Genomic DNA, 24,278 nt, shown 5'->3' on the forward strand with positions numbered 1-24,278 from the left:
GATCAGCAAATCAGCAGATCACATCAGCAGTTCGCAAGGGTACCGCGCAACGATTGCGACGCAGACACCCTGGCCGCGAACGCCCGGTCGTCCGTTCATCCCAGGATTTCCAGGTCGAGCCGCCCCGATTCACGCGCATGGCGCGCCAGAATTGCCTGGGCTCCACTGTCGAGCATGGCGTCGAACGCGAAGCCGACGTGGTTCGCCAGAATCCAGCGGACCTGGCCGCGAATCCATCCGGCGCCCTCAAGCGAAAAGCCCAGCGCCTGCCCCACGTGCAAGGCGCCGTTCTCGAGAATGAGCTGACAGCCCGCTGCGGAGACATGACGCGCCACGGCGCGTGGATGCCTTAACACCTCGCGTGTTTCCACGTCTCGATCCCTCCTTGCCCCCTCAAAATCAAGGATCAAATAGGTAATCGACAAAGGTTAATTCAATTTAAATTTTCGTAAATTTTCCCCTAACTGAAAGTCAGGAAGATCTTCGTTCATATGCGGCAAAATACATAATTCGCAATTAACCTTTGCCGGTTAAGCGAAATTAAGGATTTTCCGAGAATCTGGCGATGTCAGGGGGGTTGGTACTGGCAGTCGAGAGAGAGACCAACCATGATACATGACGAAACTGAAAGGCCCGATTCCGTTATCGGGCCGCTAGGGGAAAAGCTGGAGCGGGACACCCTACCGCCCCCAAACACATCGCGATGGGTCGTACGTCGCAAGGCCGAAGTGGTGGCAGCCGTCAACGGCGGCCTGCTCACGATCACCGAAGCGTGCGAACGTTACAGCCTCACGCTCGAGGAGCTTGCCTCTTGGCAACGCGCCGTCGAACGCGAGGGCATGGCAGGGCTGCGGGCTACCCGCGTTCAGCATTATCGGCAAATGCACGAACGCCAGGGCCGCAATTCCTGAATTATCGAGTTTTCAGCCTGCATGTTCATGCAGTCTGTGTACCCCCGGGGATTTCCCCAAGGATCGGGCTGGCGTCTTCGGGCGTCAGCCCGCTTCCGCCACGATCCTGGCCCAACCCTCTTCGTCGATTACCGGGATCCCCAGTTCGGCCGCCTTCTTGAGCTTGGAGCCCGCCCCCGGCCCAGCCACGATGAGATCGGTCTTCGCCGAAACCGAACCCGCCGCCTTCGCGCCCAGCCGCTCGGCCTGCGCCTTGGCCTCGTCGCGGCTCATCGTCTCGAGCTTGCCGGTGAAGACCACCGTCTTGCCCGCCACCTCGCTCGCGACGCTCTCGACCACATAGGCCGGAGGCGAGACTTCCGACAGCAGATCGTCCCAGACCGCGCGGTTGTGCTCTTCATGGAAGAAATCGCCGAGCGCCTCGACCACGACCGGCCCCACTCCGTCGATCGAGACGAGTTCGGCATAAGCCTCGCTGGCGGCCTCGACCGCCTCCTCGCCTTGCTTGACGTGCGCCTTCTCGGCGATCTCGCGAAGCGCGGGCAAAGTCTCGAAACGCTTCATCAGATCGCGTGCGGTGACCGCGCCCACGTGGCGGATGCCAAGTCCGAACAGCAGCCGCGCAGCGTCGGGCTGGCGCCGGTTTTCCACCGCCGCCAACAGGTTGTCCACAGACTTGTCCTTCCAGCCTTCAAGCGCGAGAATTTCCTCGCGGCGCTTTGCAAGCCGGAAGATGTCGGCCGGGCTTTCAAGCCAGCCATGGGCGAAGAACTCGTCGATCGTCTTCTCCCCAAGACCATCGATGTCGAGCGCACCGCGGCTGACGAAGTGCTTGAGGCGCTCGGTGCGCTGCGCGGGACAGATCAGCCCGCCGGTGCAGCGCACGTCCACCTCGCCCTCCTCGGCCACCGCTTCCGAGCCGCACTCGGGGCAATGGTCAGGGAACACGAAAGCCTCGCGTTCCTCCTCGCGGCTGCGGTTCTCGACGACTTGCGGGATCACGTCGCCTGCCCGCTGGATCACCACCGTGTCGCCCGGCCGCACACCCAGGCGCGCGATTTCGTCGCGGTTGTGGAGCGTAACGTTGGTCACCGTCACGCCGCCGACAAGCACGGGCCGCAAGCGTCCGACCGGGGTCAGCTTGCCGGTGCGGCCGACCTGGATCTCGATCTTCTCGAGCGTGGTCTCAGCCTGTTCGGCAGGAAACTTGTGCGCCAGCGCCCAGCGCGGCGCCTTGGCGACAAAGCCCAGCCGCTGCTGGAGATCGAGCCGGTCGACCTTGTAGACCACTCCGTCGATCTCGAAAGGCAGATCGGCGCGCCCGTCGCGGATCGCGCGGTAGGCCCCGAGCAGTTCCTCGAGGTTCTCGCAGCGCCGAAACTGGGGCGAGACCGGCAGGCCCCAACTCTCGATGCGGCGCACGACCTCGTGCTGGGTCTCCCCCGGAACCGCGCTCGCAGCCCCCCAGCCGTGTGCCCAGAAGCGCAAGGGGCGCTTCGCCGTCACGCCCGCGTCCTTCTGGCGCAGCGAACCGGCGGCCGCGTTGCGCGGGTTCGCGAACTGGCGCACTTTGGCAAGGTCCAGTTCCTCGCCCTTGCGCTCGGCTTCCGCCTTCGCCTCCTCCATCAACGCCGCGTTGAGCGCGTGGAAGGCGGCCTTCTCCATGTACACTTCGCCGCGCACTTCGAAGACCTCGGGAATACCCTCCCCCTTCAGTTCCTGCACGATGTCGGGAATATGCGCGACATTGGGGGTGACATCCTCGCCGACCTGACCATCGCCGCGCGTTGCCGCGCGCACCAGCTTGCCCTTCTCGTAACGCAAAGAGCACGAGAGGCCATCGATCTTGTCCTCCGCCGTCACCGCCAGCGGCGCCTCGGCGGGCAGCGCGAGAAACCGGCGTACGCGCGCAAGGAACTCGGCCACTTCCTCGTCGGAAAAGGCATTGTCGAGGCTCATCATGCGCACTTCGTGACTGACCTTGCCCAGCGGCGAGGCGGCGACTTCGTGGCCGACCGCGTTCGCCGGACTGTCTGCGCGCACGAGATGGGGATAGGCCGCCTCCAGCTCCGCGTTGCGGCGCACGAGGGCGTCGTATTCGGCGTCCGAGATTTCCGGCGCGTCCTCGGCATGGTACTTGCGGTTGGCGCGCTTGATCTGGCGCGCCAGGCGCATCAGTTCGTTGGCGGCGTCGGCTTCGGCGAGAAGGTCGTGCGGGGAATCGGAAGTCATGCCCCCTCCTATGGCGCAAAGTGGCCCGCAGCGGGAGACTACATCGCTTCCTTGACCCCGGCTTTCACCAGCCACCAGTTGACCGGATAGGCCGTGACGAAGCCCGCCAGCATCGAGACCTGCATGAGAAACCAGAACTCTACACCGTCGACTTGTGCGACGCTGCCATAGGCGGGTCGGAACCAGGCGAACTGGCCCAGCGCCATGACCCCGTACATGCCCACTTGCCAGGAGGTGATCGACAGGAAATCGGCCTTCACCGCCTCGGCGATCCCCTTGCCTGGCGAGAGTTTGCGCATCGGGACGATCGCGAAATATTGAAAGGCGATGCCGATCGCGAAGGCCAGCACATAGTCGAGGATCCAGACCGCGAAGGTCTTCTCGGCGAAAAGCGAGTGCCAGCCCAGCGCCACCGCGATACCCGGCACCGCGAAAGCCAGCCACTCGGCCAGTATGTCGCCCAGCGTGCACCCCGCGCCGCAATGGCTCGCCCCCTTGGCAACCGAAAGCCAGGTCGGGTCCGAGGCGTGGCGGTGATGGCCCGCATGGCCGTTACCGGCGTGATGACCACCTCCCGAATGTGCCTCGTGCCCAGCGTGTCGCCCTCCGCCCTCAGCCTGCCGGTAGAGCCAGAGCCAAAGAACCGAGCCGAACAGCGCACATAATGGCCATACCCAGGCCATGACCTTCATGTGCGGCGGATGGCGGCGAACCTGGAACAGGATCACGCCCGCGCACAGGAAACCCAGAGCCAGCGAAACGATCGAGACGTAGTGAAGCCACTGCGGGAATTGGGGATCGGACATACCAAGCCAACACCTGGACCGCGCGAATGATCCCGAGGGGTGTTGCCGGGCCCCTGCCCCTACCCTCGCCTGCTCCTACCCTCAGCTGCCTGCTACCCGCAGCGCGGGGTGCAGGCTCACGCCCGGATCAGCAGCCGGTCTGCCTGCGCGCGCGCTTCCTCGGTCACTTCAGCGCCCGAGAGCATGCGCGCGATCTCTTCCTTGCGCTCGGCCTCGCTGAGCGGAGCGACCGAGGTTCGGGTCACCGTGCCCTTCGAAGACTTGGAGATCATGTAGTGACGATCGCCGCGCGCGGCGACTTGCGGGCTGTGCGTCACGGCCAAGAGCTGGCCATCCGAAGCCAGGCGCGACAGGCGCTCGCCGATGGCGTCGGCCACCGCACCGCCCACGCCGCGATCGATTTCGTCGAAGATCACCGTTGCCGCTCCACCCTCTTCAGCCAGAGCCACCTTGAGCGCGAGGATGAAGCGCGAAAGTTCGCCACCCGAAGCGATCTTGGCGAGCGGCGCGAAATCGGCACCGGGATTGGTGGAAATGAGGAACTCGACCGCGTCCATGCCGCTTGCGCTCCAGCGTGCCTCGGGCAGCTTCATGACCGAGGTCTGGAAGCGTGCCGCATCGAGCTTGAGCGGCGCGAGCTCACTCGCCACCGCCTTGTCGAGACGCTTCGCCGCCGCGCGGCGCAGATCATGGCGCTTTTCGGCAAGGTCCCGGTAATGCAGCGCGGCCTTTTGCGCGGCCGCCTCGAGCCGGGCGATGTGCTCGCTCCCGCCCTCGATCGCGTCAAGCGTGGTGCGCATGTGCGCCATCTTCTCGGGAAGATCGTCGGGCGTACAGGCGTGCTTGCGCGCTTGCGCGCGCAGATCGAACAGGCGCGTCTCGATGCGGTCGAGTTCGGCCGGATCGAACGCCAGCGCCTGTGCCGCCTGCTCGAGCTTTTCCTCGGTCTCGCCCGCCTCGATCACCGCGCGATCGAGCGCGGCGAGCGCCTCGCCCAGCAGCGGGTGCTCACCCGCGATCCGGTCGAGCCGGCGTGCCGCACCGCGCAAGTTGGCGAGCGCCGAATCGCTGCCCTCCCAGACGTGGCGCAGCGCATCGAGGTCCTCGGCCAGCTTCTCGCCCTTCTGCATGTCGGCGCGGGCGAGCGCGAGCGCTTCCTCCTCGCCGGCTTCCGGGGCGAGCGCGGTCAGTTCGGCCAGGTGCGCCAGCAGCAGGTCCTGGTCCTCGGCCGCGCGCGCAACGTCGGCACGCGCCGCGTCAAGGGCGTCCTGCGCCGCGCGCCAGGCCTTGAAGGCGGTTTCGAGCCCGGCAAGGTCGCCTCCGGCAAAGCGGTCGAGCAGGATGCGGTGCCCCTTGGCGTTGACAAGCCCGCGATCGTCGTGCTGGCCATGGATTTCCACCAGGGCAGGCGCAATCTCGCGCAGAAGCGCGACGCTGACCGGCTGGTCGTTCAACCACGCGCGCGAGCCTCCGTCGGCCTTGAGCTGGCGACGCAGGATCAGTGGTTCGCCAGGCTCCATCTCGATCGAAGCCTCGTCGAGCGCAGACTGGAGCGGCCCAGGCAGGTTGGCGAATTCGAAACTCGCCGTTACCGCCGCACGATCTTCCCCCGCGCGGACAAGCCCATTGTCGGCGCGATTGCCGATGACGAGGCCGAGCGCGTCGAGCAGGATCGACTTGCCCGCCCCGGTTTCGCCCGTCAGCACACCGAGGCCACGGGCGAAATCGAGATCGAGCGCCTCGATCAGGACGATGTTTCGGATGGAGAGCCGGGTCAACATGTTCGCGAATCGTTCTAGCGGACGTTTTCGCCGTCGTCACCCGACTTTGCGCGTGCGGCGCCTGCCTTTTTTGCGGTGCGACCCGAAAGGCGGGCTCGCTCAGCGCAGAAGTTGCAGCCCTTCCCAGATGCCCATGAGCCAAGCCCCGGCGAACACGGCGCACATGACTTCGACTTCCCAGTAAACGGGGGCAATGGCCGCGTTGACGCGCGATTTGGACGGAACGAACATCGCAACGAATTTCCTCTTGAGCGAATCGATACATTCGATTGCGCCGCGAACGCCCTTTTAACTCAACTCACAGGGTAGAGAAATAGGAAATCGTCGCCACCTCTCCAATCCGCACGGGCTTTGCCGCAAACGAAATGGCCCCCGGAGCCGAAGCGCCGGGGGCCATTTCGAAATCCGCTAGAAGCGCTCGCGACGAACCGATGCCGTCAGGCCGCGAGGTAGTCGTGTGCGTTCTTGTCCATCAGCTTGTAGGCGCGCTCGTACCACTTGCTATTCGGATAGTTGCGCTCGAGCACGGCGGCCGCCTTCTGCGCCTCCTCGGGAATGCCGAGGTTGAGGTAGCATTCCACGAGACGGTAGAGCGCCTCGGGAGTGTGGCTGGTGGTCTGGAAGTTGTCGACGACCTGGCGGAAGCGCAGGGTCGCCGCGAGCCACTTGCCACGCTGCTGGTAGTTGCGCCCGACGGTCATTTCCTTGCCGGCGAGGTGATCGTTGACGAGATCGAGCTTGAGGCGCGCATCAGCCGCGTACTGGGTGGTCGGGTAGCGCCGGATGATGTCCGTCAGCGCGGCCTTGGCCTGCTCGGTGGTCTTCTGGTCGCGCGTCACGTCGCTGATCTGCTCGTAGTAGCACATCGAGATCAGGTAATACGCGTAAGGTGCGTCCTTGTTGCCCGGGTGGATCGACAGGAAACGCTGCGCCGACTGGATCGCCTTGTTGTAATCCCGCGCGGCATAATAGCTGAACGCACTCATGAGCTGCGCGCGGCGTGCCCAGGGCGAATAGGGATGTTGGCGCTCGACCTCGTCGAACAGGGCCGCGGCCTGCTTGGTGCGGCCGGTGTCGAGGCGCTGGCGGGCCGCTGCGTAAAGCGTGTCCACGTCGCGCGCGACGTAGGCAGTGTCCTTCTTCTTGCCAGCTCCGCCACCGCAACCGGCCGTGAGAACGAGGGCGCCACAGGCTGCGGCGAGTACGACGGGTTTGAGGCGCGAGCTTTCGAACATGGCGCGTCTATAGCCAGCGGTTTGCTGAACGCCAAGTGAAGTTGCGCAGTGTTTTTCCACGTCGCGCCGAAGCCCGGGCGCGACATGCCGTTCCCGCCCGGGGCACCATACCAATCACTTAGCCGAGGATATTGCCCTCTTTGCGCCTTGCTTGCCCGTCCCGGCCTGCCATAGTGGCCCGACATGGCAGGCAGCAGCGATCTCTATTCCCCCGTCATGTCCGATGCGCTCGTGATCCTGGGCGCAGCGGGCATCGTCATTCCGGTCTTCAACCGATTCCGCATCACACCGGTGATCGGCTTTATTTTGGTGGGCCTGCTCGTCGGCCCGTTCGGCCTCGGGCGCCACGTCTTCGAGCACCCCTGGCTCAGCCACATTACCATCACCGATCCGGGCGGGCTCGATATCTTCGCCGAGTTCGGCATCATCCTGCTGCTGTTCTCGATCGGCCTCGAACTCTCGTTCGGCCGTTTGTGGGACATGCGCCGGATGGTCTTTGGCCTTGGCATGATGGAGCTGCTGGTCATCGGCAGCACGCTGACCTTCATCCTCGCCGCCATCGGACAGGCCTTTGCCGGCGCCTTGGCACTGGGCCTCGCGCTCTCGCTGTCCTCCACCGCGCTCGTTCTCAAGATCACCAACGCGGCAACACCGGTCGGGCGCGCCGCCCTCGCGATGCTGCTGTTCGAGGACATCGCGCTCGTTCCGATCATCTTCCTTCTCGGCGCTCTTGCCCCCCATGCCGCCGCCGACGGCATGGGCAACCTCATCCACACGCTGGTGTGGGGCACCGGGGTGGTGCTCGGCCTGCTGATCTTCGGGCGTTTTCTGCTGCCTCCGCTGTTCGCGCAGGCTGCCCGCACCAAGAGCCCCGAACTGTTTCTCGCCGCCTCGATGCTGGTGGTGATCCTCGCCTCGCTGCTGACCGCCGCGGTCGGCCTCTCGCCGATCGTTGGCGCACTCGTGGCGGGCCTGCTCATCGCCGAGACCGAATACCACTCCGAGGTCGAGCAGATCATGGAGCCGTTCAAGGGCCTGGCTCTCGGCGTCTTCCTGATCACCATTGGCATGAGCATCGACCTGTGGGTCGTCTGGGAGTACCTCTGGTCGATCCTGGTCGCGACAGTGGGCGTGCTGTTGATTAAGGCAGTGGTGACCGGTGTGTTGCTGCGCCTGATGGGCGCACGGCGCGGCACCGCGACCGAAACCGGCATCCTCATGTCGAGCCCTTCGGAAACGACCCTGATCGTGCTGAGCGCAGCCGCCTCGGCGCAGCTCATCCAGCCTGGCACCAACCAGTTCTGGCAGATCGTGACCGCCATCGGGCTGACTGTCACACCGCTCCTTTCGATGTTCGGCAAGATGGCCGCGCGGCGGGTCGACGAAGTCGAATCGCCCCGCCACCCGACCGAAACCACCGATACCCCGCGCACCATCATCATCGGCTTCGGCCGCGTCGGCCGCCTCGTTGCCGACATGCTGGCGCGCCACGAACGTCCTTATATCGCGATCGACACCGATACCGACTTCATCGCCGATGGCCGCGCGGCCGGCTACCATGTCGCGTTCGGCGATGCCGGGCGCGGTGACGCGATGGAGCGCCTCGGCGCGGGCGAGGCCGCCGCCGTCATCCTCACCATGGACGTGCCGGTCACCGCGCAGCGCATCGTGCGCAAGTTGCGCCAGCAATACCCCGAATTGCCGATCATCGCGCGCGCGCGCGATGCCGAGCACGCCGCCTTGCTCTACCGCGCCGGCGCGACCCATGCGGTGCCCGAGACGCTCGAAAGCTCGCTCCAGCTGTCCGAGGCCGTGCTCGTGGAAACCGGCGTGGCGATGGGACCGGTGATCGCCTCGATCCATGAGAAGCGCGATGCCCTGCGCGAACAGATCATGCAACAAGGTGGACTGGCGCAGAAGCCGGCGCTGCGCTCCAGCGTTCTGACCAAGCCCGAAAGCGCTTGAGGAAACCGGAAGCATGACGACAATCCGCCGCGCTACCCGAGCCGACTTGGACGCGATCGTCGCTCTCGAGCGCGCGACCTTTCCCGAGGAAAGCTACGATCCGGTCGCCCTGCGGCAATTTCTCGACCTGTTTCCCTCTCGCTTCTTCGTAGCCGAGAGCGCGGGAGAGATCGCCGGATACACACTCGGCGGGGTCGACGACGCGGGCGAGGGCTGGCTGCTCTCGCTTGGCGTTTCCCCGGCACACCAAGGCCAGCGCATCGGAACCGCGCTGATCGCCGCCGTGCTCGAGGCGCTTTGCGCGGTTCGCGTCATCCGGCTGACCGTGCTGCCCGATAACGCCCACGCGATAGCGCTTTACGAGAGAAATGGCTTCACCACAGAAGCCCTCGTGAACGACTACTATGGCCCCGGCCAGCACCGTCTGGTGATGGCCCGCCTGGCACCAGGCTAAGCGCCCGGCCCCTCCCGATCAGGTGTCGCTGGTCTCGACGCGCACGCAGGCACTGAACCGCCCGTCGTCATCCTGGCGATGCCAGACTTCGGCCACGTCGAACTGGATCAACTCATCGTCCACATCGAGTGCAAGATACTCCCCCATACGCGGGAGAAAATCGAACTCAGCCACCATCAACGGCTGGGCATCGTCCTCATCTGTATAGATTTCGACTGCCGGCATGGTCCCCCTTTCTGCCGCAGGAATGTCTCCCACGGCATTGAATTGATTCGCCCGGAGCCCTCCCCGACGAATCGTAGTTAAGTTAACTTATGTTATTGAACGAGGTTCTTACAGTGATCCGCATCACGGACCTTCCCGATTTGGGGCAATTCTCGCTGCAAATAAGGGCTTGTCAGGAGAACTTCGGTTCGAAAACTGACCAGCCGGTTTGGTATACAAGTCTTTCGAGCGCCATTTGTCCCAATTGCGAATTGCCGTTGCCGTTCAAGCCGGGTGACCAGACTGCAATGCTCGCAATTCCAGGCGCGACGCATAAGATCCCGCCGCCCACGCCCGATTTCCCAGGCAATCCGATCCGGTAGGCGAAGTCTCCCGAGTTGTCGTAATGTCCGCAAGACATCATCAGCGCATTGATCCGGCGCGCGCGGCGCTCGGTCACGAAACGGCGCCCTTCCACCCGCCCGCCGTCCATGAGGTAGCGTCCGGCCATCGCCAACTGGCGGCACGACATCGAAAGCGCGCAAAAATGGAAATAGGTCCCCAGCACTTTGGCGACGTCGCCGCGAACGGTACCGAAGGCGCGCATGTAATTGGCCAGCGCCATGTTGGTGAAGCCGGTCTCCTGCTCGGCTCGCGCGACCTCCTCATCGATACGGATCGTCTCGTCACTGGCCAGTTCGCGCACAAAACGCAGCATCTGCCCGATTGCCTCGCGCGGTTCGAGATGCCCGAGCAGCACGTCGGTGACCACGATGGCCCCGGCATTGATAAAGGGATTGCGCGGCCGGCCGCGCTCGCTTTCGAGTTGCACGATCGAATTGAACGCCGAGCCCGAGGGCTCTCGGCCCACCCGCGTCCATAACTGGTCCCCCACCGCGCCGATCGCCAGTGTCAATGCGAAGACCTTCGAGATGGACTGGATCGAAAACGGCTCTTCGGCGTCGCCCGCGACGTGAACCGATCCGTCACGCAGCACCACGGCCATGCCGAAGCGTTCGGGCGCAATGGCTGCCAACGGCGCAATGTAGTCCGCGACTTTCCCCCGCTCGGTCTCGCGGGCCATGGCCCCGGCGATGTCCTCGACAATCTGCGTGATATCCATGGCTTGCCTGCTCGCATAAGCCGCGCTCGCCCACCAGCCCTATTCCGCCAATGAAGTTGCGCGACCCGCATCCCCCGAACCGCCTCGCCCCCCGATCCAATGCCGACGCACCTTCTTTGGAGGTCCCAGAAGCACGTCGGCACGCTTGCGAAGGAACCGCGTCAAAGGTTTCTCGACACATTGATGGAACACGAGCCCGACCAGGGCCGACAGGAGGAGCATGACCAGGACCATCGCCACCAGACCGGCGACACCGCCATTTAGCCCACTTACCTTCCAGAGCTTGCCCACACCCTGCAGGATGAAAGGATGGAGCAAATAGATGGAATAGCTCGCATCGCCATGACGCTGGAGCCACCCTGCCCGCAAGCTGCGCCCTTGGCGATCGAGCGCCACCGCGCCCAGCACGATCGCCCCGGCCGCCGCCGCACTGACGAGCCCTGCATGCGCCAGGCCCCGCGGCACGAGCACGAGGTCAAGGACGACAAGGCCCACGCCCCCCAGAACGAGCACGCTTTGCGCCCGGCCGACGGACAAGACATGACGATCCGACGCCCGCGCCACGATCATACCCAGCGCGAAAGCAAGAACGATGTCCTGCCCCCAATATCCCAACAGCCCACCCGCTCCGCGCAGTTGCGCGAGCCAGACGAGGCCGATGGCCGCGCTCGCCAGAACGACGCGCACGCTTTTGCGCGCCAGCAGGCACAGGCTGAAGAGCGCGTAGAACGTCATCTCGTAGTTGAGCGTCCAGCCGACGACCACGATCGGCTTGGTCACCTCTCCACCGGGCTGGATGTCCGGCAAGAACGCCAGCGACGTGAGCAGCATTTCGGGCGAGAGGGCATCGCGGTTGAAAAGCTGAAAACCGACACCCAGCGCCGTAGCGGCCACCAGCGTGACGAGCCAGTAGATCGGCACGATGCGCACGATCCGGTGCACGGCAAAACGCAGCGAGCCGGGATTCCGCGCATCGGTGGTCGCAACCATGATGAAGCCGGAAATGACGAAGAAAATCTCCACCCCGCGCGCGCCGAGCGCAGGTGGTTCGGGCATCCACCCGACCGCGGTGTAGTGCGCCAGGTTGTTGAGGACATGATGGCACACCACCATGTAGGCCGCGAGCGCGCGCAGCACCTGCACATTGGCGAAGTTCGATCCGGAAGGTCTGTCCACCCGCCTGGTCCCCGCGACGACGGGTCGATGCACCGTCAGGTGTGAGGATAGCGCAGAGCCCAAGCGGCCAGAGCCAAACTGGAGCCGGTTCGGAGGCAATAGCTTTTGTGGCCAGGATTACGCTTCATCACCGGTGGATCAGCGCAAGCTTCGGAAGGCCCGGCGCATGTCGCAAAAGCGCGCGCCGGGCCTTCCCGAATCCGGATCAGCCAGCGAGAGCGGCCTTGACCGCGGCGATCGCCTCGGCGCCCTTTGCACCATCGGGGCCACCGCCTTGAGCCATGTCGGCGCGGCCACCGCCGCCCTTGCCGCCCATGGCTGCCACACCCACGCGCACGAGGTCGACGGCCGAGGCCTTGTCGGTGAGGTCGTCCGTAACCGCCACGGCGATCGCGCCCTTGCCCTCGTTGACCGCCACGATGGCCGCCACGCCCGAGCCCATGCGCTGCTTGGCCTGGTCGAGCAGCCCGCGCAGTTCCTTGGGGTCAAGGCCTTCGAGCACCTGTCCCGAGAAGGTCATGCCGTTGATGTCCTCGTCGGCCGGGCCCGAAGCCGCACCGCCGCCGCCAAGCGCGAGCGCCTTCTTGGCTTCGGCGAGTTCGCGTTCGAGCTTCTTGCGCTCGTCGAGCAAGGCGATAACGCGCGCCTCGACCTCATCGGGTGTCGTGCGCAGCGCCGAAGCCGTCGCCTTGAGCGCGTCCTCGCGCGCGACGAACCACTGACGCGCACCTTCGCCGGTCAGTGCCTCGATACGGCGCACGCCCGAGGAGACCGCGCTTTCCGACACGATGCGGAACACGCCGATGTCACCCGTCGCGTTGACGTGGGTGCCACCGCACAGCTCGACCGAGTACGAGCGCTTGCCGTTGGGGCGGCCCATCGAGAGCACGCGGACTTCGTCGCCGTACTTTTCGCCGAAGAGCGCCATGGCACCTGCCTCGATGGCGTCGTCGGGGGTCATCAGGCGGGTCATGACGGCTTCGTTGCCGCGAATCTCCGCGTTCACCTCGGCCTCGATCGCGGCGATGTCCTCGTCCGAGAGCGCCTTGGGATGCGAGAAGTCGAAACGCAGGCGTTCGGGCGCAACCATCGAGCCCTTCTGCGTCACGTGATCGCCGAGACGATCGCGCAGCGCCTGATGCAGGAGGTGCGTGGCCGAGTGGTTGGCGCGGATCGCATCGCGGCGCGCAACGTCGACCGAGAGCAGGACCGAATCGCCCAGCTTGATCGTGCCGGCCTCGACGGTGCCCGACATGGCGTGGAGACGGCCGAGCGGCTTGGCCGTGTCGGCGATCGCGATCTTGAGGTCGCTGCCCGGAAGCGCGCCGGTGATCGTGCCGGCATCGCCGACCTGGCCACCCGATTCGCCATAGAACGGGGTCTGGTTGGTGAGCACCGTGACGGCGTCGCCGGCCTTGGCCTCGCTCACTTCCTTGCCATCGACGAGCAGCGCCACGACGCGGCCCTCGCCGGTGGTGGCGGTGTAGCCGGTGAACTCGCTGGCGCCTTCGCGCTCGGCGATGTCGTACCAGATCTCGGCGTCGGCGGCCTGTCCCGACCCCTTCCACGCGGCGCGTGCGGCGGCCTTCTGCTGCGCCATCGCGGACTGGAAGCCTTCCTCGTCGACCGTGATGCCGCGCGGGCGCAGCGCATCGACGGTGAGGTCATAGGGGAAGCCGTAGGTGTCGTAGAGCTTGAACGCAGTCTCGCCCGCGAGCGTCGCACCCTCGCCCATGTCGCCGGTCGCCTCGTCGAGGAGCTTCAGGCCATTCGAAAGCGTGCGGCGGAACTGGATTTCCTCGCGCTCGAGGGTTTCCTCGATCAGCGGCTGCGCGCGGCCGAGTTCGGGGAAGGCCTGGCCCATCTCGGCGACGAGCGCGGGCACGAGGCGGTGCATCAGAGGGTCCTTGGCGCCGAGCAGGTGCGCGTGGCGCATGGCACGGCGCATGATGCGGCGAAGCACGTAGCCACGGCCCTCGTTCGAGGGGAGCACGCCGTCGGCCAGGAGGAAGCTGGTCGAACGCAAGTGATCGGCGATCACGCGGTGGCTGGCGCGGGTCTCGCCCTCGGCCTTGACGCCGGTGAGGTTTTCGGACGCCGCGATCAGGTTGCGGAAGAGGTCGATGTCGTAGTTGTCATGCTGCCCTTGCATGACCGCGGCGAGGCGCTCGAGGCCCATGCCGGTGTCGATCGAGGGGCGCGGCAGGTTGCCGACGATCTCGCCCGCGGCCTGCTCGAACTGCATGAAGACGAGATTCCAGATCTCGATGAAGCGGTCGCCGTCCTCTTCCGGCGAACCCGGAGGGCCGCCCCAGATGTGGTCGCCATGGTCGAAGAAGATTTCCGAGCACGGACCGCACGGGCCGTCATCGCCCATCGACCAGAAGTTGTCCTTGGTCGGGATGCGGATGATGCGATCATCGCTGAGCCCGGCGATCTTCTTCCACAAGTCGAACGCCTCGTCGTCGGTGTGGTAGACGGTGACGAGCAGCTTTTCCTTGGCAAGGCCCCACTCCTTGGTGAGCAGGCCCCAGGCGTTGGTGATCGCCTCTTCCTTGAAATAGTCGCCGAACGAGAAGTTGCCGAGCATCTCGAAGAAGGTGTGGTGGCGCGCGGTGTAGCCGACGTTGTCGAGGTCGTTATGCTTGCCGCCTGCGCGTACGCACTTCTGCGAGGAGGTCGCGCGCGAATAGTCGCGCTTTTCCTGGCCGGTAAATACGTTCTTGAACGGGACCATGCCGGCGTTCACGAACATCAGCGTCGGGTCGTTGTAGGGGACCAGCGGCGCGGACTGGACAGGCGTGTGCCCCTTCGACGCAAAGTAGTCGAGAAAGGACCGGCGGATATCGTTCGTCGTCTGCATAAGCGCGCCGATAAGCTACGCGCGCGCGGGGCACAAGACGCTTGGTGCGGTCAGTGTGTTCGATTTCGGCGATGAAACGCGCAAGTGTGTCCGCCTGGCTACTGCGGATCGCGCACGAAGTAGCTCGCGAGTTCGACATGGGTGGACCACCGGAACTGGCCGACGGGGCGCAGTTCGACGAGACGGAAGCCCGCTTCGATCAGCCGCGCGCCATCGCGCGACCAGCTCGACGGGTTGCACGAAATGTACACCACGCGATGGACCGAGCTGTCGGCGATGCACTCCACCTGTTCGCGCGCGCCGGCACGCGGGGGGTCGAGGACAACCGCCTCGAACTTGGAGAGTTCGTCAGCCTGGAGCGGGTTGCGGAACAAGTCGCGGTGTGCGCTGAACACCGGGCGCTGGGCGCGGTCAGCACCGTGCTTGCAGGCCAGGTGCACATCGCGTGCGGCTTCGGCGGCGAAGACCTTGCAGGTGGGGCTGGCCAGCGCGAGCGCGAAAGTGCCGAGGCCCGAAAAGAGATCGGCGACGCTGACCGCACCCTCGAGCCATTCGCGCGCGGCGGCGACGAGCGCCTCCTCGCCGTCCTTGGTCGCCTGCAGGAAGCTGCCCGGCGGGAACGGCACCGGCGTCTCACCCAGCGTCACGGTGACGGGCGCGGGCTCCCACACGGTTTCGTAGCCATAGCCGCCGTCCATCGTCAGGCGCGCGAGGCCATGATCCTTGGCGAAGTCCAGCATCGCCTCGGTCGCGGCGAGGCCCTCGGCCGTCAACCCCTTGACGCCAAGGTCCACCCCCTGGTCGACAAGCGTCATCTCGATATCGCAGGCCATGCGCGGCAGGTCCGCTTTCGAGGGCTTGGCCGACCGCCCGCGCGGCCCCTTTCTGGCGGGAGCCGCCTTGCCCATGGTGATGAGCAGCTTGCGCAAGGGGCCCAGCAGCACGGTGATTTCGGGCACGAGGACCGGGCATTCCTCCAGCTCGACCAGTCGGTGCGACTTCGCCTCGCGAAAACCGATGGCGATGCGCCCGCCCGAGCTTTCGGCGCGCAACGAAGCGCGGCGACGCGCGCCCGGCGGCGAGAGATAGGGCGCGGCGATGCGCTCGGCACCCAGTTCCTGCGAGGAGGAGGCGTTGGCGACCCGGCTCTCGACGAAGGCTTCCAGCGTCTCCTCGTCAAGCTGCTGCAGCTGGCACCCCCCGCAGCGTCCGAAGTGGCGGCAGGCAGGCTCGACGTGGTGTGGCCCCCATTCGAGCGTGCCGTCGGCCCGCAGCACGTCGCCGGGAGCGGCGCCCCAGGCAAAGCGCCCCGAGGCGGTCACACCGTCGCCCTTGGAGGCGATTCGCAGGATTTCTTCGTTCAGATCGGTCACAGACAGGCCGCTAGCGCAGCCGGTAGGGCTTGGGCAAGCTGACTTGCGGTAAAGGCTGGCGGACAAAGCCGCGCCGCCTCGCCATGAAGCCAGACACCCTGGCAGGCCGCCGCGAAGGGATCGCACCCGGTGGCGGCCCGGCTGGCGATGGCCCCCGCCAACACGTCTCCGGTGCCCGCCGTCGAAAGCCAGGCAGAAGCGCGCGGCGCGCAGGCGAGGCGACCGTCGGGCCCCGCGATCACGGTGTCGGGCCCCTTGGCGACCACCACCATGCCGCTCGCCCGTGCCAGCGCGCGGGCGCGTTCGACACGCGTGGCCCCTTCCCCGCAATCGAAAGCGCGTTCCAGCGCGACCAGTTCGCCCTCGTGCGGCGTGGCGATCAACGGCGCGGTGCGTTCGGCGAGGAGACGCGGTCCCAGCAGCACCAGCGCGTCGGCGTCGAGCACGAGCGGCACCGGGTCGGCCAGCGCCACCGCCAGCTTCTCGCGCGCGGCCGCATCACGGCCGAGGCCGGGGCCGATCAGCACGGCCGCATTGCGATGGTCGGCGAGCAGTTCCGAGACCGGCCCCGTCTCGACCACCAGATCGGGCGGACAGTTGCGCTTGCTCTCGGCGAAGAGTTTGACATAGCCCGCTCCGGCCCCTTGCGCCGCCGTACTGGCCAGAATTGCCGCTCCCGGCATCGCCCCGCCGACGACGGCGAGCAACCCCCGCGTATACTTGTGCACGTGCGCCGAAGGGCCCGAAATCGTCGGCCGCGCGATGCGCTGCGCAGCCTCCCTGACCGGTTCCACCCCGATCGGCACCAGGCGCAGCGCGCCCATCCGCGCGCAGGCTGGCATCAGGAAATGCGCGAATTTCCATGCACCGAGTGCCAGTGTCAGGCGGTAGTCGAGCAACCCTTCGTTGAGCACGAGGCCGGAATCGGTTGCCACGCCGCTCGGCAGATCGATCGCGATCGCCTTGCGGTGGCTGGCGGCAAGACGCTGGAGCAGATCGACGTGGGGCGACTCGAGCGGGCGCGAAAGACCGCTGCCGAACAGGCAGTCGACGAAGACCTCGCCGCGCGGCAGCGCATCATCCGGACCGAGCACGGGCCCCGTGTAGAGCGCGCGTGCCGCCCGCGCCGCGTCGGTCGCAGGCGCCTTCGCCGCCACGACCGCAACCTTGCCGCCGCGCTCGAGGATGGCCTGGGCGATCACGTAGCCATCGCCGCCGTTGTTGCCGGGGCCGGCCAGCACGGTGACCGCGTGGCCACCCGAGAGGCGCCAGACCCATTGCGCCGCCCCGCGCCCGGCCCGCTGCATCAGCGCATCGACTCCTGTACCTGCCTCGATCAGGCGGTCTTCGGCTTCGCGCATCTGGCGGGCGGTGAGAATCTGGTCAGGACTTTGCATTCCTCGGGTTTAACGCTTTCACCGTCACGGGGAAGAGATAGCGGTCGGTACCCACGCGCACTTCGAGCTGGTCGCCCTCGAGCCGCGTCACCGCGCGGTCGGCCCCGTCGCTAGGCTTGAGGCCCGAGCCGTCGGTCTCCACATCGAAGCGGCGAAAGCCGCCATCGGGATGATGGACGACGAGCACGAGGCCAGTGCCGGTCTTATCGCGCTCGACCGCGCAGACGGGCTTCATCGCGTCCGAACCGGCCAACGCGCAGGCGATGGTCTCACCGCCTTGCGCCGCCGCCGGTGGTTCCTGCGCGCCCGAGCACGCGGCCAGGGGCAGGACCATCCAAAGAGGGAGCGAGCGGGAGACGTGGAAACGGCGCATGCCTTTTGCTGACAGGCCGAGGGCCGAGCGACAAGTGCGCATGCACCTGCCGCTCCTGATCGGGACACCTTCGGCAAGGCACCCCGGCTGCGCGTTCAGTGCCGCGCGACCTGCAGGGCAAGTGCCTCGCGAACCGCACGGGCCGTCGCGATTTCCCCTTCGGTCAGATCGAGGCGGGAAAATTCATCATCCAGCAGCACCGGCAGCAGCGCGCTCGGGTGACGTACGGCGAGCGCGAACGTCTCGTCCTGCGCGGCGTCATAAACCATCCAGGGCGTCTCGTTGCGAGTCACCTGCGACGTGATCCCCATGCCCTTCCGGAGCCCGAGGATAGGGAAATAGGTGATCCGGTTGGCCCCGCGCGCCTTTTTCGCGCGCATCGTGATCCGTGCCCAGACGGGCTCGAGCGGGGCCGGTTCCTTCAGCCCCTTGAGCGTCGCGTTCATGTGCACGAAGCGGCGCAGCATCAGGATCGCACAGCCGCCCAGCAGAACGACAATCGCGAGCGCCCCCAGCCACCGGTTCCACAACTCGTCGATCGCGAGCGAGAGCGTGATGTTGTCGGGATGGCCGCGCTCCGCCACGATCTGGGTATCGAATTCGCCGCCACCGGGACTGAGAAACGAGAACTCGACCGAGCGGATCTTGGTCACGCCGTCGCGGGGATAGGCGATGCCCGCCTTGCAGTTCATCGTGAGCTTGCGGTAGCGGCATTCGCTGCTGGCAAGCGAGGCATCCTCGACCACCACCGGATCGCGCCAGACCCTGAAGTCCTGGTAAAGTCCGGGCCAGACCGTCACGATGGTGCCCAGGGCAATCACCCCCATCACGGCACCAAGCAGGGGTAGCCGGAACCGGTCGGCGAAACCGTGACGGCGAATGGCAATGGGCCGTCGCGGGAGAAGCGCGGCGGGATCGGGAAGACCGTAGTCCTTTTTCATGACCTGCAACCTGTTGGACGGCGAAGAACCGGAGCCGGACCTCACCTCAAAAGATGAATGAATTCATCAAATTAGAGGAAACGTCCAAAAACGGCAGAGCGGCGCTGTCGAATATCTGCGCGAACATCGCAGAAATCGCACACCCCGCCGTATCGGCCAGTCGTCCAACAGTATCGGGGGCCAAGGGATGAACTCCCCCGGCCCCCGAAAGACCCCTTTTTTTTTACCAGCGCGCCTCTCGAGCCGCGCGTGTCTCGTCAGCGGCGCTTGAGCTGCGCGACGTCGCGCACGGCGCCCTTGGCAGCACTGGTCGTCATCGCGGCATAGGCCTCCAACGCCGCCGAGACCTTGCGCTTGCGCGGATGGACCGGGGTCCAGGCCTCGGGTCCGCGGGCGACCTGCGTGGCGCGGCGCTTCTCCATCTCGGCCTCGCTGATCATCAGGTTGATGGTGCGGCCCGGGATGTCGATCTCGATCGTGTCGCCGTTCTCGACGAGGCCGATCTCGCCGCCTTCGGCCGCCTCGGGCGAGGCGTGCCCGATCGAAAGACCCGAAGTACCGCCCGAGAAGCGCCCGTCGGTGAGGAGCGCGCAGGCCTTGCCCAGCCCCTTCGACTTCAGATAGCTGGTCGGATAGAGCATTTCCTGCATGCCCGGGCCGCCGCGCGGCCCTTCGTACCGGATCACGACCACGTCGTTGGCCTGGACCTGTCCGCCCAGGATGCCCGCCACGGCCGCATCCTGGCTCTCGTAGACGCGCGCAGTCCCGGTGAACTTGAGGATGCTGTCATCGACGCCCGCGGTCTTCACGATGCAGCCCTCGCGCGCGATGTTGCCGAAAAGCACTGCGAGACCGCCGTCCTGGCTGAAGGCGTGCTCCTTCGAACGGATCACGCCACCTTCACGATCGAGGTCGAGTTCCTTCCAGCGATTGGCCTGGCTGAAGGCAACTTGCGTCGGCACGCCGCCGGGCGCGGCCTTGTAGAACTCCTGGACGCTGGCATCGTTGGTGCGGCTGATATCCCAGCGGTTGAGCGCATCACCCAGCGTGCGCGCATGGACGGTCGAACACTCCGAGTGGAGCAGACCGGCCCGGTCGAGCTGGCCCAGGATCGCCATGATGCCGCCCGCGCGGTGGACGTCCTCCATGTGCACGTCCGACTTGGCCGGGGCGACCTTGGAAAGGCAGGGAACCTGGCGCGAAAGGCGGTCGATGTCGTTCATCGTGAAATCGACACCCGCCTCCACGGCCGCGGCCAGCAGGTGGAGGACGGTGTTGGTCGAGCCGCCCATCGCGATGTCGAGGCTCATCGCGTTCTCGAAGGCCTTGAAGCTGGCGATGGCGCGCGGCAGGACGCTTTCGTCCTCCTGCTCGTAGTAGCGCTGGCACAAGTCGACGACGAGATGGCCCGCCTCGCGAAACAGGCGCTCGCGATCGGCGTGGGTCGCCAGCGTCGAGCCGTTACCCGGCAGCGAAAGGCCGAGTGCCTCGGTGAGGCAGTTCATCGAATTCGCCGTAAACATGCCCGAGCACGAGCCGCAGGTCGGGCACGCCGAGCGTTCGATCGCCGCGACTTCCTCGTCGGAGTAGCTCTCGTCGGCGGCGGCAACCATGGCATCGACGAGGTCGAGCGCATGCTCCTTGCCCTTGAGCACGACCTTGCCCGCTTCCATCGGGCCGCCCGAAACGAAGACGACCGGGATGTTGATGCGCATTGCAGCCATCAGCATGCCCGGCGTGATCTTGTCGCAGTTCGAGATGCACACCATGGCGTCGGCGCAGTGCGCGTTGACCATGTATTCCACGCTGTCGGCGATGAGATCGCGGCTGGGCAGCGAATAAAGCATGCCGTCGTGGCCCATGGCGATGCCGTCATCGACCGCGATGGTGTTGAATTCCTTGGCGACGCCGCCCGCAGCCTCGATCTCGCGCGCGACCAGCTGGCCCAGGTCCTTGAGGTGGACGTGGCCCGGCACGAACTGCGTGAACGAGTTGACGACCGCGATGATCGGCTTGCCGAAATCGCCGTCCTTCATGCCGGTCGCACGCCACAGGCCACGCGCGCCTGCCATGTTGCGGCCGTGGGTGGACGTGCGGGAACGGTAGGCGGGCATGGGAAAACTCCGAGAAATCTGGGTTGCGCGCAAGGCTGCGAACCTTTGCGCGGGGTTTCATGGCCTTGGCCCCTACGCCAAAACCCTGCGCCCCGAAAGGCATAAAATTTCACACGGAGCGCCATCGGCTTGTCGGATCGTACCGGGACCGGTCGGGTCCGAGCCCCGCCGTATTTTCCCGTCCGGCTCCATTTTTTGCATCGCAGCACGACTTTCGGTATCCTCCCCTCATGGAACCTGTCGACCACCTCGTGCTGGAACCGGAAGAAAGGGAGTGGCTGGATCTCGCGCGGATCTGGATAAAGGGCCACTTCGTGCGCAACGCCGAAGATGCCTATGCCTCGCTCGACGGGAAACTCGCGGTGGTCCGGGCCAATCTTACCCAAGGCTGGGTCGGTCCCAAGGACACCTGGAAACTTCAGTCGCTCGGCATCGCGATGGGCGATGCGCTGGCGCAGGACCTCATGCTCGACTGGGTCACCATCGACGACGAATACGGACGCCAGCCCGCGCTGCACTGGCCGGGAACCTCGATCGTATGCTTTCCCCTCACCATGATCGCCCAGCGCATCGAGGAGGGCGAACACGTCGATATCGACACGATGTACGAGACGACGCGCGAACAACTGAACGAAATCGCCTTCTCGGGCGACGTCGAATAGGCCGCAGATAGCCAATTCGGCGCCAAGAACAGCGGATTGGCGCGAATGGACCGGAAATCGAGGCAAATGCAATTCGATCGCCGGACTTGAATTCCGGCTCACAACATGTATATAGGACTTATCGAACGTCGATCACGACGATCGGAAAGGCTTTCGGACAACCGTTTTTCGGAAGCCGTCTTTTCCGCTTTTTGCCGATCGGTCTTGCAGTTCGCTCTTGGGCGGCTTGCAGATTTTTTCGTGCCGTAGCGGCACCTTAAGGCGATTGAAGCGTTAAAGCCGAACCGGACGCGGGCATCTGCCTCGCGCCCTCCCAACACTGGCACCGCGAGCCGAAAGACACTTTGCCTTGAGCGCTTCGCCCCGAAGCGGGGAACGTTCAACGCAAGGCCGCCCCGACGGATCAACTCCACTCCGGCGGCAACTGCCGCCCACGTTTGGGACGGCCGTGTCATATAAGCGACCGCGAATGTCTCTATGTGCCGCAAGCGGCCTCGCGCCGCCGAAAGGCAAACAACCATCTATAAGGATGGTATCAATAAGGATGGCAGGGAAATCCTGCCAAAGAAGTGAAACGATGAATTACCAGAACCATGCAGCCCACGGCCACGCCGGCCCCAACCATCCGCTCCTCGCCCGCCACGCGGTCGCGAAGCCCCTGTCGGGCAAGACTGCGCCCGTCGCCCCCGCGCTTATCCCGACCCTCGAACTCCAGCGCCTTGTCGCAGGGATGGTGGACTAAGGCCGACGCCGCAGCCATCCACACCGACACGCCCGCCGCTCGAACAGGAGACGACACAATGGACCTCAACCAGGCCTACGCCGCACACCAGTGCGCCCTGATCGATGCCGGGCGCACTTGCGACGCACGCGAACGCAGCGAAATCCTCGCCGCGGCCTCGCGTATCGCGCAGCGCATAAGCGCTTTTCAGCACTCGCTCGGCGCCCGCGCCGCGCAGGCCTGGCACAGCGCGCCCAGCCCGGTCCCCTTTGGCTACCTGCAACCGGAACCTTCCGCCTGAGGGCGAAGGGCCCGCTTGATCTTCATTCGATTTCGAGCGCGACCTGGTTGCACACGCGGATCAGCCGCTCGGCCCATTGGGCCTGACCGGCCGCATCGGCGATGAGATCCTGGCGGATCTCGAGGTACAGATAGGGTCGCCCTTCGCTCTCGACGTGGCGCTCGATCGCCGCGTTGTAGACCTTCCCCGAATAGGGCTCCTGATCCCCCACGATAAGCCCTTCGGCCTCGAACAGGCGGGTGGCGATGCGCGCGCCGCGCGGGTCCTTGTCGTAAAGCACGCCGCAATGCCAGGGACGCGTCTCTTCGGGGCGCGTCGCCATCTGCGGGGTGAAGCTGTGCAGAATCAGCGTCAACTGCGGCGGCGCCTTGTTGAGCAATGTGGTCAGCGCGTCATGGAACGGGTGGTGAAAGCGCGCGAGCCGCGCCGCCCGGTCGATGCCCACATTGCCCGGGATCGCGTAGCCATCACTCGCCTCGGGAATGGCCGCCGGATCCTCGACGGTGCGGTTGGTGTCACAGACCAGGCGGCTGACATTGCCCAGCAGCGCCGCCATTCCGGGCCGTTCGCACATGCGCTCTGCAATTCCCGCCACGCCGATATCGACGGCGATATGCTCGTCCATTAGTTTGGACGAGATGCCAAGAGCGATGTCTGCCGGCACGCGGTTAGAAGCATGGTCGGCCACGACGAGGATGCCGCCAAAACGCGGCGTGCCCACGATGCGATAGCTTTCGGTCTCGTTCTGCATGACCTGGACCCTAGCGCAGCCTTCCCGCCATCCGCCACCAGCCGGGATGACTTTGCGCCAGTTTTTCCGCCGCTTCGTCACGCGCCTCGAGACTGTCGTAGAGCGCAAAGCAGGTCGCGCCCGAACCGGACATGCGCGCGAGGAAGGGCTGCGTCCCCCGCAGCGCGGCCAGCACCTCGGCGATCACCGGACAGATGGCGATGGCCGGGGCCTCGAGATCGTTGCGTCCCTCGAGCGCAATCGCCCGCAAGCTCGCGCTCATGGGCATCGCGCCGCGATCCTCGCCGTCCCACGCCTGGAAAACCGGCCCGGTTGGCAGTGCCTCGCGCGGGTTGACCAACAACACCGCGCAGCCGGCCAGATCGTTTTCGGCAACTTCTTCAAGGTCGGTTCCGGTGCCCGTGCCGATGCAGGGCCGCGAGAGCACGCAGGCCGGCACGTCCGCGCCCAGCTTCGCCGCGCGCGCGCGCCAGTCCTCGGGCAGGCCCTGCGCGCGATCGACGAGGCGGAAGATCGCCCCCGCATCGGCCGAGCCACCGCCCAGCCCCGCCGCGACCGGGAGCCGCTTCTCGAGCGTTACTGCCCAGCCTCCGCTTGTCCCGCCTGCCCCGCGCGGTAGCGCGCTCAGTGCATTGGCGACGATATTGTCGAAAGGGTTGTGCAGCGCGCCCACGAATTCGCCATGCACTTCCAGGTAATCCTGGTCCGCCGGCGCGACCGCCAGCGCGTCCCCGTCATCGACGAAGGCGAACAGCGTTTCGAGATCGTGGTAGCCATCCTCGCGGCGACGACGGACATGGAGCGCGAGATTGATCTTCGCGTAAGCGGTTTCGTTCATCGCCACGTCTGTGAAACGAGAGGAGCGCCGGGGCAAGCCCCGACGCTCCGCAATCTC

General features: G+C 65.7%; 23 protein-coding genes. 6 read left to right on the plus strand and 17 right to left on the minus strand.

The window, feature by feature from the left end:
- Window positions 1-95: 95 nt before the first annotated feature.
- Complete coding sequence (locus HT136_RS26500; RefSeq protein ID WP_214199364.1) at window positions 96-371, minus strand: PilZ domain-containing protein; 276 nt, start codon at window positions 369-371, stop codon at window positions 96-98.
- A gap of 237 nt (window positions 372-608) precedes the next feature.
- On the opposite strand from HT136_RS26500, the gene sciP reads away from it, so the two are divergent.
- Window positions 609-911, plus strand: coding sequence for a CtrA inhibitor SciP (sciP, locus tag HT136_RS08680; protein WP_214199366.1), 303 nt, complete (start codon window positions 609-611; stop codon window positions 909-911).
- Between the two features lie 84 nt (window positions 912-995).
- Here sciP and ligA read toward each other — a convergent pair whose 3' ends face one another.
- From ligA to HT136_RS08700, 5 genes are all read right to left on the minus strand, one after another.
- The gene (ligA, locus tag HT136_RS08685) at window positions 996-3,143 is read right to left on the minus strand and encodes an NAD-dependent DNA ligase LigA (RefSeq protein ID WP_214199368.1); all 2,148 of its coding nucleotides are present in this window, start codon (window positions 3,141-3,143) and stop codon (window positions 996-998) included.
- 38 nt (window positions 3,144-3,181) lie between these two features.
- Window positions 3,182-3,949, minus strand: a complete 768-nt coding sequence (locus HT136_RS08690; protein WP_214199370.1) for a DUF4396 domain-containing protein — start codon at window positions 3,947-3,949, stop codon at window positions 3,182-3,184.
- Window positions 3,950-4,065: 116 nt separating this feature from the next.
- Complete coding sequence (gene recN / locus HT136_RS08695; RefSeq protein ID WP_214199372.1) at window positions 4,066-5,730, minus strand: DNA repair protein RecN; 1,665 nt, start codon at window positions 5,728-5,730, stop codon at window positions 4,066-4,068.
- Between the two features lie 99 nt (window positions 5,731-5,829).
- Window positions 5,830-5,961, minus strand: a complete 132-nt coding sequence (locus HT136_RS26505) for a hypothetical protein (protein ID WP_281423387.1) — start codon at window positions 5,959-5,961, stop codon at window positions 5,830-5,832.
- 206 nt (window positions 5,962-6,167) lie between these two features.
- Entirely contained in the window at window positions 6,168-6,965 is a 798-nt protein-coding gene (locus HT136_RS08700; protein ID WP_214199374.1) for an outer membrane protein assembly factor BamD, read from the minus strand.
- A gap of 183 nt (window positions 6,966-7,148) precedes the next feature.
- Between HT136_RS08700 and HT136_RS08705 the strand changes: the two genes are divergently transcribed.
- Window positions 7,149-8,930 carry a cation:proton antiporter domain-containing protein gene (locus HT136_RS08705; protein WP_214199376.1) on the plus strand — a complete coding sequence of 594 codons (1,782 nt, stop codon included), beginning with the start codon at window positions 7,149-7,151 and terminating at the stop codon, window positions 8,928-8,930.
- Between the two features lie 13 nt (window positions 8,931-8,943).
- Window positions 8,944-9,384, plus strand: a complete 441-nt coding sequence (locus HT136_RS08710) for a GNAT family N-acetyltransferase (protein ID WP_214199378.1) — start codon at window positions 8,944-8,946, stop codon at window positions 9,382-9,384.
- Between the two features lie 18 nt (window positions 9,385-9,402).
- Here the strand turns inward: HT136_RS08710 and HT136_RS08715 are convergent, their stop codons facing one another.
- From HT136_RS08715 to ilvD, 9 genes are all read right to left on the minus strand, one after another.
- Window positions 9,403-9,609, minus strand: a complete 207-nt coding sequence (locus tag HT136_RS08715) for a hypothetical protein (RefSeq protein WP_214199380.1) — start codon at window positions 9,607-9,609, stop codon at window positions 9,403-9,405.
- A 172-nt stretch (window positions 9,610-9,781) separates the two neighbouring features.
- Window positions 9,782-10,711 (minus strand): glutaminase, encoded by a 930-nt coding sequence (locus HT136_RS08720; RefSeq protein WP_214199382.1) that lies wholly within the window; start codon window positions 10,709-10,711, stop codon window positions 9,782-9,784.
- 39 nt (window positions 10,712-10,750) lie between these two features.
- Window positions 10,751-11,887, minus strand: a complete 1,137-nt coding sequence (locus tag HT136_RS08725; RefSeq protein ID WP_214199383.1) for an acyltransferase family protein — start codon at window positions 11,885-11,887, stop codon at window positions 10,751-10,753.
- Window positions 11,888-12,092: 205 nt separating this feature from the next.
- Window positions 12,093-14,750, minus strand: a complete 2,658-nt coding sequence (gene alaS / locus HT136_RS08730) for an alanine--tRNA ligase (RefSeq protein WP_214199384.1) — start codon at window positions 14,748-14,750, stop codon at window positions 12,093-12,095.
- Between the two features lie 98 nt (window positions 14,751-14,848).
- Window positions 14,849-16,114: a class I SAM-dependent RNA methyltransferase gene (locus HT136_RS08735; RefSeq protein ID WP_214199574.1), complete on the minus strand. Its 1,266-nt coding sequence runs from the start codon at window positions 16,112-16,114 to the stop codon at window positions 14,849-14,851.
- A gap of 5 nt (window positions 16,115-16,119) precedes the next feature.
- Window positions 16,120-17,520: an NAD(P)H-hydrate dehydratase gene (locus HT136_RS08740; protein WP_214199385.1), complete on the minus strand. Its 1,401-nt coding sequence runs from the start codon at window positions 17,518-17,520 to the stop codon at window positions 16,120-16,122.
- Window positions 17,507-17,935 carry a hypothetical protein gene (locus tag HT136_RS08745; protein WP_246543484.1) on the minus strand — a complete coding sequence of 143 codons (429 nt, stop codon included), beginning with the start codon at window positions 17,933-17,935 and terminating at the stop codon, window positions 17,507-17,509. Before HT136_RS08745 ends, HT136_RS08740 begins: the two co-directional genes overlap by 14 nt.
- Window positions 17,936-17,988: 53 nt before the next feature.
- Window positions 17,989-18,834: a hypothetical protein gene (locus tag HT136_RS08750; protein WP_214199386.1), complete on the minus strand. Its 846-nt coding sequence runs from the start codon at window positions 18,832-18,834 to the stop codon at window positions 17,989-17,991.
- Between the two features lie 257 nt (window positions 18,835-19,091).
- Entirely contained in the window at window positions 19,092-20,948 is a 1,857-nt protein-coding gene (ilvD, locus tag HT136_RS08755; protein ID WP_214199387.1) for a dihydroxy-acid dehydratase, read from the minus strand.
- 230 nt (window positions 20,949-21,178) lie between these two features.
- On the opposite strand from ilvD, the gene HT136_RS08760 reads away from it, so the two are divergent.
- From HT136_RS08760 to HT136_RS08770, 3 genes are all read left to right on the plus strand, one after another.
- A complete protein-coding gene (locus HT136_RS08760) occupies window positions 21,179-21,610 on the plus strand; it encodes a DUF3806 domain-containing protein (RefSeq protein ID WP_214199388.1) in 432 nt (143 codons plus the stop codon).
- A 577-nt stretch (window positions 21,611-22,187) separates the two neighbouring features.
- Window positions 22,188-22,352: a hypothetical protein gene (locus HT136_RS08765; RefSeq protein WP_214199389.1), complete on the plus strand. Its 165-nt coding sequence runs from the start codon at window positions 22,188-22,190 to the stop codon at window positions 22,350-22,352.
- 58 nt (window positions 22,353-22,410) lie between these two features.
- Window positions 22,411-22,632: a hypothetical protein gene (locus HT136_RS08770; RefSeq protein WP_214199390.1), complete on the plus strand. Its 222-nt coding sequence runs from the start codon at window positions 22,411-22,413 to the stop codon at window positions 22,630-22,632.
- A gap of 22 nt (window positions 22,633-22,654) precedes the next feature.
- Here HT136_RS08770 and HT136_RS08775 read toward each other — a convergent pair whose 3' ends face one another.
- Together HT136_RS08775 and HT136_RS08780 are read right to left on the minus strand one after the other, a co-directional pair.
- A complete protein-coding gene (locus HT136_RS08775; protein WP_214199391.1) occupies window positions 22,655-23,383 on the minus strand; it encodes an N-formylglutamate amidohydrolase in 729 nt (242 codons plus the stop codon).
- 10 nt (window positions 23,384-23,393) lie between these two features.
- Window positions 23,394-24,221 (minus strand): 4-(cytidine 5'-diphospho)-2-C-methyl-D-erythritol kinase, encoded by an 828-nt coding sequence (locus tag HT136_RS08780; protein ID WP_214199392.1) that lies wholly within the window; start codon window positions 24,219-24,221, stop codon window positions 23,394-23,396.
- Between the last annotated feature and the right edge of the window lie 57 nt (window positions 24,222-24,278).

It is taken from the genome of Novosphingobium profundi (assembly GCF_018491765.1).
Taxonomy (GTDB): Bacteria; Pseudomonadota; Alphaproteobacteria; order Sphingomonadales; family Sphingomonadaceae; genus Novosphingobium; species Novosphingobium profundi.